The sequence below is a fragment of the Pseudomonas sp. BLCC-B112 genome (genome assembly GCF_028550695.1).
GTDB classification, from domain to species: domain Bacteria; phylum Pseudomonadota; class Gammaproteobacteria; order Pseudomonadales; family Pseudomonadaceae; genus Aquipseudomonas; species Aquipseudomonas danubii.
Map to the genome: position 1 here is coordinate 539,131 of NZ_JAQQGK010000001.1, position 16,719 is coordinate 555,849.

Annotated in this window: 18 protein-coding genes; all 18 read left to right on the forward strand. The window is 63.3% G+C overall.

What is annotated here, in order from left to right; translation table 11 throughout:
* Positions 1 to 24: 24 nt before the first annotated feature.
* Positions 25 to 1,191 (forward strand): phage tail sheath subtilisin-like domain-containing protein, encoded by a 1,167-nt coding sequence (locus tag PQT43_RS02460; protein ID WP_102878571.1) that lies wholly within the window; start codon positions 25 to 27, stop codon positions 1,189 to 1,191.
* Positions 1,192 to 1,203: 12 nt separating this feature from the next.
* A complete protein-coding gene (locus tag PQT43_RS02465; RefSeq protein ID WP_016965333.1) occupies positions 1,204 to 1,713 on the forward strand; it encodes a phage major tail tube protein in 510 nt (169 codons plus the stop codon).
* A gap of 12 nt (positions 1,714 to 1,725) precedes the next feature.
* Positions 1,726 to 2,031: a phage tail assembly protein gene (locus tag PQT43_RS02470; protein WP_110596493.1), complete on the forward strand. Its 306-nt coding sequence runs from the start codon at positions 1,726 to 1,728 to the stop codon at positions 2,029 to 2,031.
* A gap of 141 nt (positions 2,032 to 2,172) precedes the next feature.
* The gene (locus tag PQT43_RS02475) at positions 2,173 to 4,728 is read left to right on the forward strand and encodes a phage tail tape measure protein (protein ID WP_272753466.1); all 2,556 of its coding nucleotides are present in this window, start codon (positions 2,173 to 2,175) and stop codon (positions 4,726 to 4,728) included.
* A 9-nt stretch (positions 4,729 to 4,737) separates the two neighbouring features.
* Entirely contained in the window at positions 4,738 to 5,583 is an 846-nt protein-coding gene (locus PQT43_RS02480; protein ID WP_103741615.1) for a phage tail protein, read from the forward strand.
* Positions 5,558 to 5,764: a tail protein X gene (locus PQT43_RS02485; RefSeq protein ID WP_047302087.1), complete on the forward strand. Its 207-nt coding sequence runs from the start codon at positions 5,558 to 5,560 to the stop codon at positions 5,762 to 5,764. Before PQT43_RS02480 ends, PQT43_RS02485 begins: the two co-directional genes overlap by 26 nt.
* Before the next feature lie 61 nt (positions 5,765 to 5,825).
* Positions 5,826 to 6,869, forward strand: a complete 1,044-nt coding sequence (locus PQT43_RS02490; protein ID WP_272753467.1) for a phage late control D family protein — start codon at positions 5,826 to 5,828, stop codon at positions 6,867 to 6,869.
* 105 nt (positions 6,870 to 6,974) lie between these two features.
* Positions 6,975 to 8,126, forward strand: coding sequence for a glycosyl hydrolase family 18 protein (locus tag PQT43_RS02495; protein WP_272753468.1), 1,152 nt, complete (start codon positions 6,975 to 6,977; stop codon positions 8,124 to 8,126).
* 181 nt (positions 8,127 to 8,307) lie between these two features.
* Positions 8,308 to 8,808: a fimbrial protein gene (locus PQT43_RS02500; protein WP_267269472.1), complete on the forward strand. Its 501-nt coding sequence runs from the start codon at positions 8,308 to 8,310 to the stop codon at positions 8,806 to 8,808.
* A 197-nt stretch (positions 8,809 to 9,005) separates the two neighbouring features.
* Positions 9,006 to 9,590 carry a phage tail terminator protein gene (locus PQT43_RS02505; RefSeq protein WP_272753469.1) on the forward strand — a complete coding sequence of 195 codons (585 nt, stop codon included), beginning with the start codon at positions 9,006 to 9,008 and terminating at the stop codon, positions 9,588 to 9,590.
* Complete coding sequence (locus PQT43_RS02510; protein WP_047302105.1) at positions 9,587 to 9,769, forward strand: DUF2635 domain-containing protein; 183 nt, start codon at positions 9,587 to 9,589, stop codon at positions 9,767 to 9,769. Before PQT43_RS02505 ends, PQT43_RS02510 begins: the two co-directional genes overlap by 4 nt.
* Positions 9,769 to 11,265, forward strand: coding sequence for a phage tail sheath subtilisin-like domain-containing protein (locus PQT43_RS02515; protein WP_102878580.1), 1,497 nt, complete (start codon positions 9,769 to 9,771; stop codon positions 11,263 to 11,265). The genes PQT43_RS02510 and PQT43_RS02515 overlap by 1 nt, the downstream gene beginning before the upstream one ends.
* Positions 11,266 to 11,331: 66 nt before the next feature.
* A complete protein-coding gene (locus PQT43_RS02520) occupies positions 11,332 to 11,679 on the forward strand; it encodes a phage tail tube protein (protein WP_011059564.1) in 348 nt (115 codons plus the stop codon).
* The gene (locus tag PQT43_RS02525; RefSeq protein WP_041116251.1) at positions 11,676 to 11,972 is read left to right on the forward strand and encodes a phage tail assembly protein; all 297 of its coding nucleotides are present in this window, start codon (positions 11,676 to 11,678) and stop codon (positions 11,970 to 11,972) included. Before PQT43_RS02520 ends, PQT43_RS02525 begins: the two co-directional genes overlap by 4 nt.
* 130 nt (positions 11,973 to 12,102) lie before the next feature.
* Positions 12,103 to 13,824 (forward strand): phage tail protein, encoded by a 1,722-nt coding sequence (locus PQT43_RS02530; protein WP_272753470.1) that lies wholly within the window; start codon positions 12,103 to 12,105, stop codon positions 13,822 to 13,824.
* Positions 13,814 to 15,058 (forward strand): DNA circularization protein, encoded by a 1,245-nt coding sequence (locus tag PQT43_RS02535; RefSeq protein WP_267269477.1) that lies wholly within the window; start codon positions 13,814 to 13,816, stop codon positions 15,056 to 15,058. The genes PQT43_RS02530 and PQT43_RS02535 overlap by 11 nt, the downstream gene beginning before the upstream one ends.
* A 3-nt stretch (positions 15,059 to 15,061) precedes the next feature.
* Positions 15,062 to 16,102, forward strand: a complete 1,041-nt coding sequence (locus PQT43_RS02540) for a phage baseplate assembly protein (RefSeq protein WP_110652378.1) — start codon at positions 15,062 to 15,064, stop codon at positions 16,100 to 16,102.
* A gap of 108 nt (positions 16,103 to 16,210) precedes the next feature.
* Complete coding sequence (locus PQT43_RS02545; protein ID WP_253083825.1) at positions 16,211 to 16,717, forward strand: phage baseplate assembly protein V; 507 nt, start codon at positions 16,211 to 16,213, stop codon at positions 16,715 to 16,717.
* Positions 16,718 to 16,719: the final 2 nt, after the last annotated feature.

Sequence of the window (16,719 nt, forward strand, 5' to 3'; positions counted from 1 at the left end):
CTTTTTCATGTCTGGAGTTTATCCATGAGTGGTTTTTTCCACGGCGTTACCGTTACTAACGTCGACACCGGCACGCGCACTATTTCGCTGCCGTCGTCTTCGATCATCGGCCTGGTGGACACCTTCACCGAAGGCCCGACCGCCGCTGCCAAAGTCAATGACCTGCTGCTGATCACCAACGAGCGTGAGGCCATTGCGGCCTGGGGCCCGGATGCGGCCATCACCAAGGCCTGTCAGGCCATCTATCAGCGGGCCAAGGCGGTGATCGTCGCTTGTGGCGTGGCCAAGATGACTGATGCGGCCGAGCAGACTTCGGCGATCATCGGCGGGGTGCTGGCCGACGGTAAGCGTACCGGTCTGCAGGCGCTGCTGGACGGCAAGAGCCGTTTCAACGCCCAGCCACGTCTGCTGGTCACCCCCAAGCACAGTTCGACCCTGGCCATCGGCACCGCCCTGGTGGCCCTGGCGGACAAGCTGCGTGGCCTGGCCATTCTCGATGGTCCCAATACCACCGACGAAGCGGCCATGGCCTACGCCAAGAATTTCGGCGCCAAGCGCGCCTATATGGTCGATCCGGGTGTTCAGCACTGGGACAACGGTGCCAATGCCACCGTCGATGCGCCGGCCTCGGCCTGGGTTGCCGGTCTGTTTGCCTGGACCGACAACGAGTACGGCTTCTGGGCCTCGCCGTCGAACAAGGAGTTCGTCGGCATCACCGGCACCAAGCGGCCGATCGAGTTCCTCGACGGCGATGAAACCTGCCGCGCCAACCTGCTGAACAACGCCAACATCACCACCATCATTCGGGATGCGGGCTTCCGCCTGTGGGGCAACCGCACGCTGTCCAGCGATCCGAAATGGGCCTTCGTCACCCGGGTGCGGACCATGGACATCGTCATGGACGCCATCCTCTTCGGCCACAAATGGGCCGTGGACCGCTCGATCACCGCGACCTACGTCAAGGACGTCACCGAAGGCCTGCAGGCGTTCATGCGTGATCTGAAGAACCAGGGCGCGATCATCAATTTCGAGGTCTACGCCGACACCGAGCTCAACACCGCCAGCCAGCTGGAGCAGGGCAAGGTGTACTGGAACATCCGCTTCACCGACGTACCGCCCGCCGAAAACCCCAACTTCCGGGTCGAGGTCACCAACCAGTGGTTGACCGAAGTCCTTGACCAAGCCGCTTAAGGAGCCGCAGTAATGGCAATGATTCCCGAAACCCTGGCGAACATGAACCTGTTCGTCGATGGCATCAGCTTTCAAGGCGACGTGCCGAGCCTGACCCTGCCCAAGTTGACCCTCAAGACCGAGGAACACCGCGTCGGTGGCATGGATGTGCCGGTGGAACTGGATATGGGCATGGAGAAACAAGAGGCCGGCTTCACCACCACCGGCGTGCGCCGCGAGTCGCTGAAGATGTTCGGCCTGGCCGATGGCAGCGGCTTCAACGGTGTGTTCCGTGGCGCCTTCAAGGGCCTCAAGGGCAAGGTCACCCCGGTGATCGTGACCCTGCGCGGCCTGCTCAAGGAGGTCGACATGGGCGACTGGAAGTCCGGCGACAAGGCCGAGATCAAGCACAACGTGGCCCTGACCTACTACAAGCTGGAAGTCGACGGTCGCCTGATCTACGAGATTGATGCCCTGGGCATGAAGCGTGTGATCAACGGCGTCGACCAGCTCGCCGCTCAACGTTCGGCCCTGGGCCTGTAAGGAAGACACCTCATGTCTCAAGCAATCGACAAGACCCCGGCCTGGATGACCCTGAGCAGCGACAGCGTGGTGGTGGCGCTGAGCAAGCCGGTAGAGATGAACGGTGTGGTCTGCGACCGGCTCACCCTGCGAGCGCCGACGGTGCGTGATGTGCGCGCCGCCAGTGCCGCCGGCGTTGGTGACGATGAACAGCGCGAGCTGATGCTGTTTGCCAGCCTCGCGCAAATCAGTACCAAGGACCTGGAGAGCATGGCACTCAAGGACTATCAACGCCTGCAGGCCGGCTATTTTCGCCTGGTGCAAGACGACGAGCTTTGATCCTGCGGTGATGAAAGTGGCGGCGAAACGGCTCGCTCGCGAGCTGCATTTCGCCGCTGAGGAAATCATGACCATGAGGTTTTCCGACATGGTCTGGTGGCTCACGGATTGAGCCCGTCACCCAAGGATCAGGAGAAGCACATGGCGAACAAACTGGTATCGGGGCTGGTGGTAGTGGGTACTGCCCTCAGTTCGACCTGGGACGCCGCCTTCAAGACGGTGGAAGGCCGGATCAAGCAGCTGGAACAGCAGGGCAGCAAGGCCAGGGTGCTGGAAAAAACCATTGGCCAGACCCTGCGCCTGCAGGATGAATGGAAAAAGGCCCATGACACCGGCGCCGCTTCCGCGGCCGGGCTGTTGCGCCGCTTGGAAGAGAGCCGCAACGGACTGCGCCAGCAGGGTATTGAGGTGCACAAGCTGCGCCAGGAATATCAAGCGCTGGGCAAGGTGGCCCGGGGCTCTGAGCTTCAGGCTCGTGGGCTGCAGCAGGTAGCCCAGGGCAAGGCCGACTTCAAGGCGGCTTATGACTGGGCAAAGTTTGGCGTCGATAAGCTCCGCGCCCCGGTCAAGATCAGTGCTGATTATCAAGCGCTGATCCGCGACATGGCGATCAAGGCCAATGTGGTCAACCAGCCTCAGGAAGCGCAGCTGAGCCGCACGGTGATTCAGACCTCCCGTGACACGGGCATGGCCCGTAACGACGTGGCGGCTCTGGTGAGCCAGATGATGGCCAGCGGCATGTCGCTGGACAAGGCGCAAGGCTACACAGGGCTGGCCGCCAAGTTTGCAGTGGGGCAGGGCGCGAGTGTCGACGACACCGCGAAGCTGATGCGGGCCCTGGAGCTGAAGGCTGGGATCAGCGATCCCAAGGTTATGGAGCAGGCTCTCGAGGCCATCGCCTTGCAGGGGCAGGCCGGCAATTTCGAGGCGGCCGACATGGCGCGCTTGCTCCCGGCGCTGCTCAAGAGCGCGAGCGCGGAAGGACTCACCGGCATGGAGGCGGTGAGTCAGTTGGGGTCCATGCTGCAAGTGCAGATGAACACTGCGGGCAGTGCAGATCAGGCCGCTGGCCAATTGCAGAACTGGATCGAGAAAATCGGCTCCAGTGAGGCGGTCAAGGCTTATGAAGACGCCGGCATTGATTATCAGGCTTCGCTGAATACCGGTATCCAGAAGGGCATGTCGAGCCTGGAGGCGAGCTTTGCCCTGGCCATGCGTTACGTCAGGGCCATCGACCCGGCCAAGGCGGCGAAGATGGCCGAGGCCCAGGCGAAGATCAGCCAGGAAACAGACCCGGCCAAGGCCAAGGCCATGCTTGAGGCTTTGGAAGAGTCCCTGCGTACCGGTGACCTGTTTACCGATATGCAGATCAAGGCGGCCTTGCTGGCCCAGACCCAGGGCCGGCAGCAGTATGAGCAAGTGAAGAAGGACTCGTTGAGCGCCTCTGGCGTTCTCGCCAGGAACCTCGCGGAGCGTCGAGAAGCCTCCAAGCAGTTGTGGGCTGAAGCAGGTCAAGCCATCGATGAAGGCCAGCGGGTCGTGGGGCAGGCCCTGCAACCGGTGACGGATCTGGTGGCCAAAAGCATCACCGTGCTGGTCGGCAAGCTGAGCGAATTGGCAGAGCACAACCCATCGTTGGTGCAGGGTGTGGTCGCTTTGGGCGCCGCGTATGTCGCGGTGCAAAAGCTCATGGCGGTCTACACCATGAGCAAGGGCCTGATCAATGTCTTGCGGGGTGGGTTGAAGGTTGATCCCAAGGCGGTAAAGCGAGCGCCTGGCCGCAGTGCGGGAGGCATTGACTGTTGCGAGCCCATGATCGACTGCGGCTTGGACAAGCAACGCCGTCGGGGCCGTGGTGGGCGTAAGGCTGACAGGCGCAAGCCACCTGCGAGGGTGGCGGGCATTCAAGGTGGCAAGAGCCCGATGACGCCCAGTGGTCTGGAAAAAATGCCCAGAGGGGCGGTCAGGTCTGGCGTGGCCGGTGCCGCACTGAAAGGCGCTGGCTCTGTGGCCAAAGGGTTCGCACCTTTGCTCAAGGGCGGCGCGATCCTATCGGTGCTCGGTGCCGGTTTTCAGGTTGCGGACACCTATCTGAATGCCAAGACCCAGGATGAAAAAGCCGAAGGCTATGGCGAGGCAGCAGGCAATCTTGCTGGCGCCGCTGCCGGAGCAGCAGCAGGGGCCGCCATTGGTTCCGTGGTGCCGGTCATCGGTACTGTTATTGGTGGGCTGGTGGGCGGTGCACTGGGCGCCTGGGGCGGTTCTGCCGCCGGTGGGGCCTTGGGCAAAAAACTGTTCGGCTCCGACGACTCGCTCAAGCAAATGCCCGCAGCCGGTCCGCTGATGATGCGCAACGCCGGGCAGAACATCCCGCCGGTGATGGGCGATATCGCCAAGTCCTTCCAGCCGGGCCAGACGCCTCCGCTGATGGGGCAGGCCGCGCGTTCGCTGGCCAGCCCGGCACCGTCGGCGTCGAGCCTTTCGCTGAGTAATCCTCCGGAGCCGTTCAAATCGGCGGCGCCCCCGGCGATCGAACAGCAGTTCAGCTTTGCGCCTTATCTGTCGATTTCGGTGCAGGGCGATGTCAGAGATCCGGCGCAATTGGCCCGGGAGCTGGAACCCTATCTGCGCTTTCAGTTCGACGAATACAGCCGTCAGGCGGCAGGTCGTCAGTTGTTCGACGCGGCACACGTTTAAGGAGGCGGCATGGCCTATATGGAACAGCTGCAATCGGGGCTCACGTCCCTGGTGGCGGCAGCGGAGGCGGGGCGGCGCAGCGCCGATGAAATGCTGGGGCCCATGAACGGCGCCATCAGCGACATCACTGGCGCCGCCTCGGAGCTGGAAAATCTGCCCTGGGTCGGCCCGGTGCTGGGCGCCAAGCTGCAACGCACGATGCGCAGCATCGGCGCGGCGCAGTCGGCGGTGGGTGAAGTCGCGGCCAAGTACAGCCAGGCCGTGACCGTGGCGGGGCAGATGCAGCAGCGTCTTGGCGCCTTGCAGGAGCAGGTGGCCAAGGCCGGCGCGGCGATCAACCGCATCGGCGGGCAGATCAGCCCGGCCCTGGGCAATATCTTTCCTTCCGGTGCGCTGGCGCCTCAGGACACCCCGGCGGCGGAGGCGGTGAAACCCTTCCCGCACCTGCTGATTCTGCAGCCCCTTGGGGCCGCGGCCGAGCCGTTCTACTTCAACCTCGATACCGCGGCCTTCGATGAGTTGCGCCGGCAAACCGGCTTTCGCTGGGCGGCCCAGGAGCGCCTGAGCCGCAGCATCGCGCAGCAGGCGGTGGGGCAGGGCGACGACAAGATCTCCCTCAAGGGCGCGATCTTTCCCGGGTTCAAGGGTGGGTTGGGGCAGTTGCAGGCGTTGCGCAGCATTGGCCGGCGCTTGCAGCCCCTGAGCCTGACCACGGGCTACGGTGAAGTGCTGGGCACCTGGTGCCTCACCAGCATCGACGAGGAACAGAGCCACCTGCTGGCGGGCGGCATTCCCCGCAAACAAGGGTTTTCACTGGAGTTTGTGAGCTATGGCAACGACCTGCAGAACCTCTGACGGTGATCTGCTCGACACCCTGTGTCATCGCTACTACGGGCACCTCAATGGCAGCGTCGAGGCGGTGCTGGACGCCAACCAGGGCCTGGCCGATGAGCCACAACCCTTTCGGGCCGGGGTACTGATCCTGCTACCGGAGCTGCCGATTCGCACAGAGGCGATGGTTCAGCTATGGGACTGACCTTGCCTCCACTCAACAGACCCCGCTGCGTGCGGGGTCTTCATTTTCTGGAGCACAGGCCATGACCCCGGTCTTTCGTATCCTCGCCGATGGCCGCGACATCACCGCGCAGATCAATGACCGGCTGCTGACCCTGCGCACCCTGGACAAACCGGGAATGGAAGCGGATGAGTTCGAACTGCGCATCGATGACCGTGACGGTGCGGTCGCCTTGCCCAGTCGTGGCGCCGCCATCGAAGTGTTCCTCGGCTATGCCGGGCAGGCATTGACCAGCCTGGGGCGCTACACGGTGGATGAAGTGGTGGTCAACGGACCGCCGGATTCCATCGAGATCCGCGGCAAGGCCAGCGACATGCGCGGCAGTGGCAAGACCACCCGCAGCGGCAGCTGGGAGAACGTGGCGCTGGCGCAGATAGTCCGCGATCTGGCGGCTCGCAACGGCTGGCAGCCGGTCTGTCCGGTGGCGACCAAGGTGCCGCGGATCGACCAGCTCAACGAGTCCGACTTCAACTTCATCACCCGCCTGGCCCGGCAGTACGACTGTACCGCCAAGGTGGCCGAAGGCAGGTTGCTGGTGCTGCCCCGTCAGTCCGGATTGAGTGCCAGCGGCAAGGCCCTGGGCGTTGTCAGCCTCAGCCACCGCGACGTCAGCCGCTATCAGTTCCGCCTCAGTGACAGCAGCACCCACAAGGCGGTGCAGACCAAGCATCAGGACCCGAAGAGCGGCACGCTCAAGGTCATCGACCTGGGCAACAGCGACTCACCGGCCAGCGTGCCGGCGGTGCACACCGATCGGCACCTGTACCCCAACAAGTCCGCCGCCGAGCAAGCGGCCAAGGCCCGCTTGGCAGCCTTCAACCGCAGCAGCGCCAGCCTGCGCCTGGAAATGCCCGGGCGCACCGATCTGTTTCCTGAGCGCCTGATCAATGCCCAAGGCTTCAAGGCCGGCCTGGACGGCGAGTATCTGGTGGACTCGGTGGAGCAGCTGTTCAACCCGTCGGGGTGGAGCACCACGGTCGAATGCAACGGCGGCAAACAAGGCAAGGCCAAAGCCAAGGCCAAGAAAACCCCCGCCAAAAAACCACTCAGGGTGGTGCAGCTTTAACCCTTCAATGGCGCCGCGAGCATCCTCGCGAGCGGCTCATTCGGATCGCCCTCGATCCAGCATTCACTTCCTTTCAATCCACGCGGAAAGTCCGCAGGAGCATTCATGAATCCAGGCTTCAGCAGCCCGGCCTCGAAGCGAGGCATCCGGCGTTTTTTTCAGGCATTGATCGCTGGCTGCACTCTGTTGCTGGCGACCGCAGCCCATGCCGGGCCCTTTGTTCTGGCCTACACCGATGGCCAGGTCGAAGCGTCCTACAGCAACCTGCAAGCGTTCCACCGCCACCTTTCTGCTGTCGGTCTGGGCAGCACCTACGGGCTGACCGTCACCGGTCAGTTGCACCAGGACGGGATGAACCCAACCAGCGAAAACATCATTCGCTTCGCCCAGTCCAAATCGCTGCCGCTGTACCCCACCGTCTCCGACTACAACGAAGGCATTGCTGATTTCGACCCGGCCATTTCCCACTCCATCGTCAACGACAAGAGCTTGAGTGCCGGCAGCATCAAGCAACTGGTGAGGCTGGCCAAGGAGGGCGGTTTTGCCGGCATCAACCTGGACTTCGAACAGGTCGAGCCAAGGAACGCCAAGGCTTTTTCCGCCTATGTCAAAGCCCTGGGCAACGCCCTGCATGCCAGCGGCAAGAAACTGATCATCAGCGTCCCGCCCAAGTCCAGCGACCGCGAGCCCGAGTACCTGCAAGGCTACGACTACAAGGCCCTGGGCGCGGCGGTGGATTACTTCCAGGTCATGACCTACGACCAGGTCGGCCCCGGCTGGAGCAGCGGCGGTTTCCACGACGAAGCCTGGCCCGGCCCCGGGTCCGGCGCCGACTGGCAGCAGGTGCTGCTCAGCTACGCCGTGTCGCAAGTTGCGCCGAGCAAGGTCCTGGCCGGGCTGCCGGCCTACGGTCAGGACTACAGCATTGGCAATCGAGTGCACTGGTCGGCCTATCAGGAAGTGATTGCCGAGCACCGCGCCGTCGCCCGCCGAGACGCCGCTTCCGCAACGCCTTACGCCACCTGGGGGCCGGTCAAGAGCTTCGCCGATGGCGTGGAGTGGACCCCGGAGCGCGCGCAGCCGGTGCTCTGGTACGACGATGCCACGAGCATCAAGACCAAGACCGCACTGGTGACCAAGCTGGGCCTGGGTGGTACCAGTGTCTGGGCCATGGGCTATGAAAATGCCGAGTTCTGGACGGCGCTGCAGGCGGGGCTCAATGAAGGTCGAGCACTGCTGCCTGTCGGGCAGGAGTGAGAGGCCGATTAGCGAGAAAACAGCGGCCGAAGAACCGCGTTTCCTGCGGCATCGCAGTCCTTGCCGGCGGGAGTTTATGCGTTGCGCGTAATGTCCTGGGAGTTGCCGGGAGCCTGCGCTTTAACCATACAGGTGCCAGATCAATGTCTATCGGCTCCTGTCGACTTGAAGGAATAGATCAATGACTTCGCAAAAAAATCTTCAGTTCATGAACTTCCTGGCAACGGTTGTCGCGCCTACCTGCAGCATCGACGACGACCTGTGTACCGATGTCGAGCTTCTGCCATTGCGTGCTCGCGCCGTGGAGTGGGAGCGGTTTGTCGATCTGGGAGCGACATCGGCCTCGCAGATTGACCAGGGTGGCGTCCCGGCGGTCATGTTCGAGGTCTTGCTTGACCCGCAAAAGTGCCACGGCGCGAAGACGGTTCAGGTCTATTTCGATGGTATTACCCATGACGGCGTGACACTGGAGAACGAGCGCAGCGGAGCGAGCGCGGCGCGAAATGTCGGTGTGCAGATCCTGGACGCGTTCGGCAATGTCATGACCCTGGGGCAAGCCGCTGCGCACTACCCCGCGGATACCGACAGGTTGCAGTTCATGGCTCGACTGGTCGGAACTCAAGGGTCGGTCACGGCCGGACTCTACGCCGCGCTGTCCGAGTGCGTGATCGTTTATGCCTGAACCTGCGGTCCTGCGGGCATTCGCAGGACCCTGTCATCGGCCTGGGGTGGATGCTTCAGGCTACTTCTCTCCCACCCGCTGCGGCGGGTTTTTTGTGCCTTGGAGAAACCTATGGCAACTGCTTCCCGAGAGGCCCTGATGCTCGATCGTGGCAGCCCGCAACGGACCTGGGTCAGCCCCGGTCCCGGAGCCACTCGATGAAACTCAGTGCTGTTATCAACCAACTGCAAAGCCAGTGTCCCCGTCTCAGCGGGCGCATTCTGGCGGGCATCAACCTCGATACTCTGGGCGGTAACACCAGCCAACCCCTACCGGCTGCCTACTGGGCTCCGATCAACGACTTGGCTTCCGGCAACACTGCCCAGAACGTCCACCGCCAGACCATCCGCGACCGCTTCGAAGTCGCCTTGCTCCTCGACGCCAGCAACCCACAACAAGCCCTGGACCAACTCCACGACCTGCGCGCCGAAGTCTGGCGCGCCCTGGTCGGTTTCAAGCCCGGCGCCGAGTACAACCCGATCCAATACGACGGTGGCGAGCTGGTGTCGCTCAACGCCACCCGACTGCTCTACCGCCTGCGCTTCTTCGCCGAGTTCCAGCTGGGGCGCAATCTGCCCGGGCAGCCGGCGGAAACCTGGCATGAGCGTGAACTCGACGGCTTGCCGTCCTTTACCGGGGTCACGGTGCGGGTCGATGCCATCGATCCGGCGGACCCCAATTTGAAGAAACCGGGCCCCGATGGGCGCCTGGAGCTGACTTTTTCAGGAGAGCTGAAGCAATGAGCAAACGCATCACCGTGCTGCCGGTCGCTGGCCGCGCCGTACCGGACCCGGAAGCAGGCGATCTGCTGCCCGCCTCCGGCCGTGAAGTGCCGGACAACGCCTGGTGGCGCCGGCGTCTGGCCGATGGCGATATCACTAGCAAAGCCGTGAAAGCGGCGAAATCTCAAGGAGCCAAATAATGGCGATCGGTTTCAGCAATATCCCGGCGGACATCCGTGTTCCGCTGTTCTACGCCGAGATGGACAACTCGGCGGCCAATAGCGCGTCTTCGGCCATGCGCCGTCTGATCGTCGCCCAAGTCAATGACAACCAGACCGGCGATGACCTCGGCAAGCTGGTGCTGGTGTCCAGCGTGGCCCTGGCCAAGAGCATCGGCGGGCAAGGTTCGATGCTCGCCTCGATGTATGAAACCTGGCGCAAGACCGACCCGGTGGGCGAGATCTGGTGCCTGCCGCTGCACAGCACCGAAGGCAGCGTGGCCAAGGCCGAGCTGAAGCTCACCGGTAGCGCCAGCGCCGCCGGCCTGCTCAATCTGTACGTCGGCGGTGTGCGGGTGCAGGCCTCGATCGTCAGCGGCGCCACTGCCGCTCAGGCGGCCAGCGCCCTGGCGCTGAAGGTCAATGCGGCAGTGGATCTGCCGGTGACCGCAGCAGCGGTCGACGGCACGGTGACCCTGAGTGCCAAGTGGACCGGCGACAGCGGCAATGACATCAGCCTGCAACTCAATCGCCTGGGCAAGAGCAATGGTGAAGAAACCCCGGCGGGCCTGACCCTGGTGCTGGGCAAGATGGCTGGCGGCACCGGCGTGCCGGATCAGGTCGCGGCCCTGGCGGCCCTGGGCGATGAGCCGTTCGAGTTCATCTGCATGCCCTGGACCGACACCGCCAGCCTCAATGCGTGGCAAGCGGTGATGGACGACAACACCGGCCGCTGGTCCTGGGCCAAGCAGCTGTTCGGCCATGTCTATAGCGCCAAGCGCGGCACCGTCGGCACCCTGGTGGCGGCCGGTCAGGCGCGCAACGACCAGCACATCACCATCCAGGCCCTGGAAACCGGCGTGCCACAACCCGTGTGGGTTCAGGCCGCAGCCCTGGCGGCGCGGACCTCGGTGTTCATCTCCGCTGACGCCAGCCGTCCGACTCAGAGCGGTAGCCTGCCGGGGATCGATCCGGCGCCGGCCAGCGAACGCTTTACCCTGACCGAGCGCCAATCGCTGCTCAGCTACGGCATTGCTACTGCCTACTATGAAGGCGGCTACATGCGCATTCAGCGGGCGATCACCACCTACCAGAAGAACGCCTACGGCCAGGCTGACAACTCCTACCTGGACAGCGAAACCATGCACCAGTCGGCGTTCATCGTGCGCCGGCTGCAAAGCGTGATCACCAGCAAGTACGGGCGCCACAAGCTGGCCGCCGACGGCACCCGCTTCGGCGCCGGCCAGCCGATCGTGACCCCGAGCACCATTCGCGGTGAGCTGATCGCCCAGTACGCCAAGCTGGAGCTGGAAGGCCATGTGGAGAACGCCGAGCTGTTCGCCGAGCACCTGATCGTCGAGCGCGACGTGCAGGACCCGAGCCGGGTCAACGTGCTGTTCCCGCCGGACTACATCAACGGCCTGCGGGTGTTCGCGCTGCTCAACCAATTCCGTCTGCAGTACGACGCCGCGGCCTGAGCCGGACCTGCATCACTGCGCTTTTTCAGCCCGCCTTGAGCGGGCTTATTTTTTGGGAGAAACATCATGGGTCAACTGATTGCGGGCACCTGCTACGTCAAAGTGGACGGCGCTCAACTGACCATCAGCGGCGGCTGCGAAGCACCGCTGATGGCCGTCAAGCGGGAAACCGTGGTTCCGGGTTTCTACAAGGAAACCGACCTCACCCCGTCGTTCAAAGTCACCGCGCTGCACACCCCGGACTTTCCGCTCAAGCAGCTGATCGAAGGTGTCGACATGACCGTCACCTGCGAGTTCGCCAACGGCAAGGTCTACGTGCTGGCTGGCGCCTACCTGGTGGACGAGCCTATTGCCAAGGGCGACGACGCCAGCATCGAACTGAACTTCGAAGGGCAGAAGGGGACCTGGCAATGAGCAATGCCGTGAAGCTGCAAGTGCCGATCGAGGCCCACGGCGAGCCCCTGGCCGAACTCACCCTGCGCCGCCCGACGGTTCAGGAAGTGCGGGCGATCAAGGCGCTGCCGTACAAGATCGACAAGAGCGAAGAAGTCAGCCTCGACATGGACGTCGCGGCCAAATACATCGCGGTCTGCGCCGGCATTCCACCGTCCTCGGTGAACCAGCTGGACCTGGTGGACCTCAACGCCCTGAGCTGGGCGGTGGCGAGTTTTTTCATGAGTGCGGCATCGCAGCCATCGCCGACCTGATCGCTGTCGCCTATGACCTGGCCTGGTTCTGGAAGGTCGACCCCGAACAGATGATGGCCAGGCCACTGGATGTGCTCCGGGAATCCCTGGAGCACGCGCAACGGATCAATGCGATGCAGCAGGTGCAGTGATGGCAGACACACAAACCGTAGAGAAGAAGTCGGTGCTGTTGACCGGCATCGACGAACTGTCACCCAAACTCGTCGCCCTTCAAGGCAAGGTCGACTCTTTCAAGAAAAACCTTGAGCAGACCGGGCTGGGCAAGCTGGACATCAGTGGTCTGTTCAAGGGCGGCAGCTTGATCACCCCGTTTCTCGACGGGATCAAGGCCTGCGACGCGTTCAAGGGCAAACTGGCCGAGGTTGGCGATTCCAGCGCGTCGACTGATGCAGCCCAAGGCATGAATGTATTCAGTCAGTCCATGGCCAAGGTGTCCTCGGCCATTGATGCTGCGCTGGCGCCGGCGGTGGGGGCACTGGTGGTCGGTCTGGAGCCCATGCTCAACAGCCTGGGGACGCTGCTCGACGACAACCCCAAGCTGGTTGAGGGGCTGGCGATGGGTGCCATCGCCTTTTCGGCGATGCAAACCGCCGTGACCGGTGCGACCCAGGTGCTCGACCTGATGGGCACCGTGGCCAAGGCCAACCCGGTGATGCTGATTGCTATGGGCATTGCCCTGGCGGCCGGTGTGATCATTGCAAACTGGGGGCCGATCTCGGCCTTTTTTGTCAGTCTCTGGGAGGGCGTAAAGACTCTTGCGGCGCAGGCGTTGGAAGGGCTGAAGACCCTGTTCAGCTGGACGCCCTTGGGCATGCTGATCGGCAACTGGGGGACCATCACGGCGTTCTTTGCCGGGCTCTGGGACAGTATCAAGGCGATGACGGCTTCGGTCGTCGGCTTCCTCAAAGAGGTGTTTTCCTGGTCACCTCTGGGACTGATCATCGATAACTGGGCTGGGTTGACGGGCCTGTTCGCATCCATCTGGGAGTCGCTCAAGGCCTTGACGGTACCGGCGATGGCCTTTCTAAAAGGCCTGTTCGACTGGGTGCCGATGGACATGATCACCAAGAGCTGGGGTGCGGTCACCGGCTTCTTCGCGTCGCTCTGGGGAGCGTTGCAAACGGGCATCCAGGCGATCAAAACGGTGTTCCAGACGCTGTTCGACTTTTCTCCGTCCGTGTTGCTTTACAACAACTGGGGGGCTGTCAGCAGCTTCTTCAGCTCGATCTGGGCGGCGCTGCAACCGGGTATCGATGCGATCAAGAAGGTCCTGCAAACGCTATTCGACTTCTCTCCGCTGGTGATTCTTTACAACAACTGGGGCGCGGTCACGGGCTTTTTCAGTTCGATCTGGGCCGAGTTGCAACCGGGTATCGACTCGATCAGGAAGGCTATTGAAGCCCTGTTCGACTGGTCGCCGATGGAGCTGATCATGACCAATTGGGCCCCCATCGCCGATTGGTTTTCCGGGCTGTGGAGCAAGCTTCAAGAGTTGATGGTGCCGATCAAGGAGCTGTTCGAGGGCGGTTTCGGAGGGCTGATTGCCACGGTCACCGGCAAGGTCGAAGGCTTTACCGAGGCGCAAAGGCAAATCAACGCCGAGGGTAAAGGCGGGCTGGCATCACCCTTTGCCGCAACCCAGGGCAGCTCGCTGACCCAGAACTCCAGTGCCCTGATCCAACAGAACGCTGCCAACAACCGCACGCAACTCGAAGGCGGGTTGACCGTGCGTTTCGAAAACGCCCCGGCAGGCCTGCGTGCGGAACAGGCCAAGACCAATCAACCAGGCCTGAACGTGGCTTCGACCCTGGGCTATCGCTCACTTTCCCTAGGAGGTTCCAATGGCGGATAACTGGCGTGATCGTTTGTTGCCCGCATCCTTTCGCGGCGTGCCGTTCTGGGTCGATCAGGCGAAAACCCCGGTGGGCCAGAAAGGCCAGTTGCACGAGTACCCGCAGCGTGACCAGCCCTTCTTCGAGGGCCTTGGCCAGCAGGCGAAAATCCACGATCTGACGGCCTTTATCGTCGGTGCCGATTGCCTGGAGCAGCGCGACAAGCTGCTCAAGGCCCTGGAGGAGGGCAGCGGCGAGCTGGTGCACCCCTGGCTTGGGCGGATGCAGGTCAAGGTGGGCGAATGCGAGATGACCCAGAGCCGCCAGGAGGGCGGCCTGGTGACCTTCAGCCTGAAGTTCTACCCGGACCAGCCGCTGCGCTTTCCTTCGGCGGTGGTCAATACCCAGCAGCAGGTGCTGGTGGCCAGCGATACCTTGCTGGGGGCGGCGGTGCTGCGGTTCGAATTTGCCACCAACCTGATCAAGCAGGCACGGATCGGCGTGGCGTCTTTGCGTCAGGGGCTGGCGGACGTGTATCAGGTCATCGAGCACGAGTTCAAGCCGTTGATCGAGTTCTATGGCGATCTCAACACCCTGGTCAAAGCGGTCAAGGAAATACCCAAGGAGCTGAGCACGGAGTTCAAGGGGTTGCTGGACGATGTACGCGGGCTCAAGGACTTTGCCCGTACCGGCTATCGGCAGATGCTCGCCGATATTTCCCAGCAGGTGGAGGCGGCCCGGCGCATCGATGCGCCGAAGCTGACCACCGGCAAGGACACCACGGCGGCGGCCGAGGCGGTGGCCAACCTGGTGCAGGATGCGCTGCTGGTGCAGATCGCCCGGCTGGTGTCGGCGTTACCGGTGGCCACGCCCGTGGTGAAGCTCAAGAACACGCCGCCCCTGGCGCAGCAGGCCAGCCGGCCGGTGCAGCGCCTTGAAGTGCCGGTGGCTGACGATGTGCTGGCGCTGCGCGATCAGTTCAATGAGCTGATCTGGCAAGCCGCGCTCAAGGCCGACGCGGTGCATTACCAGGCGCTCAACACCCTGCGTCAGCAGGTGCAGGGGCACCTCAATGCGGTGGCGTCCTCGGGGGTGCGGCTGGTCAGCCTCAGCCCCAAAAGCAGCGTGCCGGCGCTGGTACTGGCCTATCAGCGGTTTGCCGATGCGACGCGGGTCGGCGAAGTGGTGCAGCGCAACCGGGTGGCTCATCCGGGCTTCCTGCCGCCGGCTGATCTGCAAATCGCTCGGGAGTGACTCATGGACGAATTGGCAAATATCGTCACCCTGACGGTGGACGGACTGGATTACAGCGGCTGGAAAAGCGTCGAGATCAGTGCGGACCTGGAGCGTCAGTTCCGTACCTTCAGCCTCAACATCACCTGGCAATGGCCGGGGCAGGATGCGCAGGTACGCATCCGCCCGGGCGCTCGCTGCCAGGTGCGCATCGGTTGCGATCTGGTGCTCACCGGGCATGTCTACAAGGCGCCGATCAGTTATGACGGCCAGCAGATCAGCCTGAGCGTCCAGGGCAGTTCCTTGACCCAGGATCTGGTGGATTGCGCGGCCATCAACCGGCCGAGTCAGTGGCGTCAGCAGGACGTGCTGAGCATCGTCCGCGCCCTGGCCGGCTCCTATGGGGTCGGGGTGCGCAGCGAGATCGCTCCAACCAGCAAGCTGCACACCCACAGCATCGTGCCGGGGGAGACGGTGTTCGCCTCCATCGACCGTTTGCTGACCCTGTACCGAGTATTTTCCACCGACGACGCTGACGGTTACCTGCTGCTGGCGGCGCCGGGCAGTGGTGGGCGCGCCAGCGATGCCCTGGAGCTGGGCAAGAACATTCTCTCGGCCAACGCCGCCATGGATTTTTCCGCGGTGTTTTCCGAGTACCGGGTGATCGGCCAGCACAAGGGTAGCGACCAGAGCAGTGGGGCTGCAGTCAGCGAAGTATCCGGCCAGTCCAGCGATGCCAGTGCTTCACGCAAACGGGTGACGGTGATCAGCGAGGCGGCGCAACTGAGCGCGGAACTGGCTCAGCAGCGCGCTGACTGGGAGCGCGGCACCCGCACCGGCAAGGCCCTGACCACCACCTATCAGGTGCAGGGCTGGCGCCAGAGCAATGGCGACTTGTGGAGGCACAACACCCTGGTGCGAGTGATCGATCCGGTGCTGGGGTTTGATCAGGACATGCTGATCTCCAAGGTCACCTGGTCGCTGTCCGAGCAGGGCTCGATCACCACCCTGCAGGTGGCCCCGCCTCACACCTTCGACGCCAACCCGACACCCGGCAAAACCTGAAACCCGCGCCCATCCGTAGGAGCCGGCTTGCCGGCGAAGGCATCCGGCACGAAACCGCGCAACCCCTGTTCGCCGGCAAGCCGGCTCCTACCCTCCAAGGAACTCAGCATGAGCCTACTGACACGCCTGTTGGCGCGGGGCACCGTGGTGCTCGCCAACTCGGCCAACAAACTGCAATCGCTGCAAATGCGCCTCACCGCCGGCGAGGTCAACGACGACATGGAGCATTTCGAGCCTTACGGGTTCACCAGCAATCCCCTGGCCGGCGCCGAGGGCATTGCCACCTTCCTCGGTGGCGACCGTTCCCACGCGGTGGTGCTGGTGGTGGCGGACCGACGCTACCGCTTACAGGCCCTGGCTGCCGGCGAAGTGGCGATCTACACCGACGAGGGCGACAAGATCCACTTCAAGCGCGGGCGGGTCATCGACATCGACACCGCGACCCTGAATATCCGCGCCAGCAGCGGCGTCAACATCGATACACCGACCCTGACCCAGAGCGGCAAGATCGTCTCCCAAGGGGATCAGATTGCCGCCGGCATCAGCCAGATCAACCACGTCCACAGCGGCGTGCAACCCGGCCCGGGGCAGACCGGCGCGCCGGTGGGAGGTTAAGC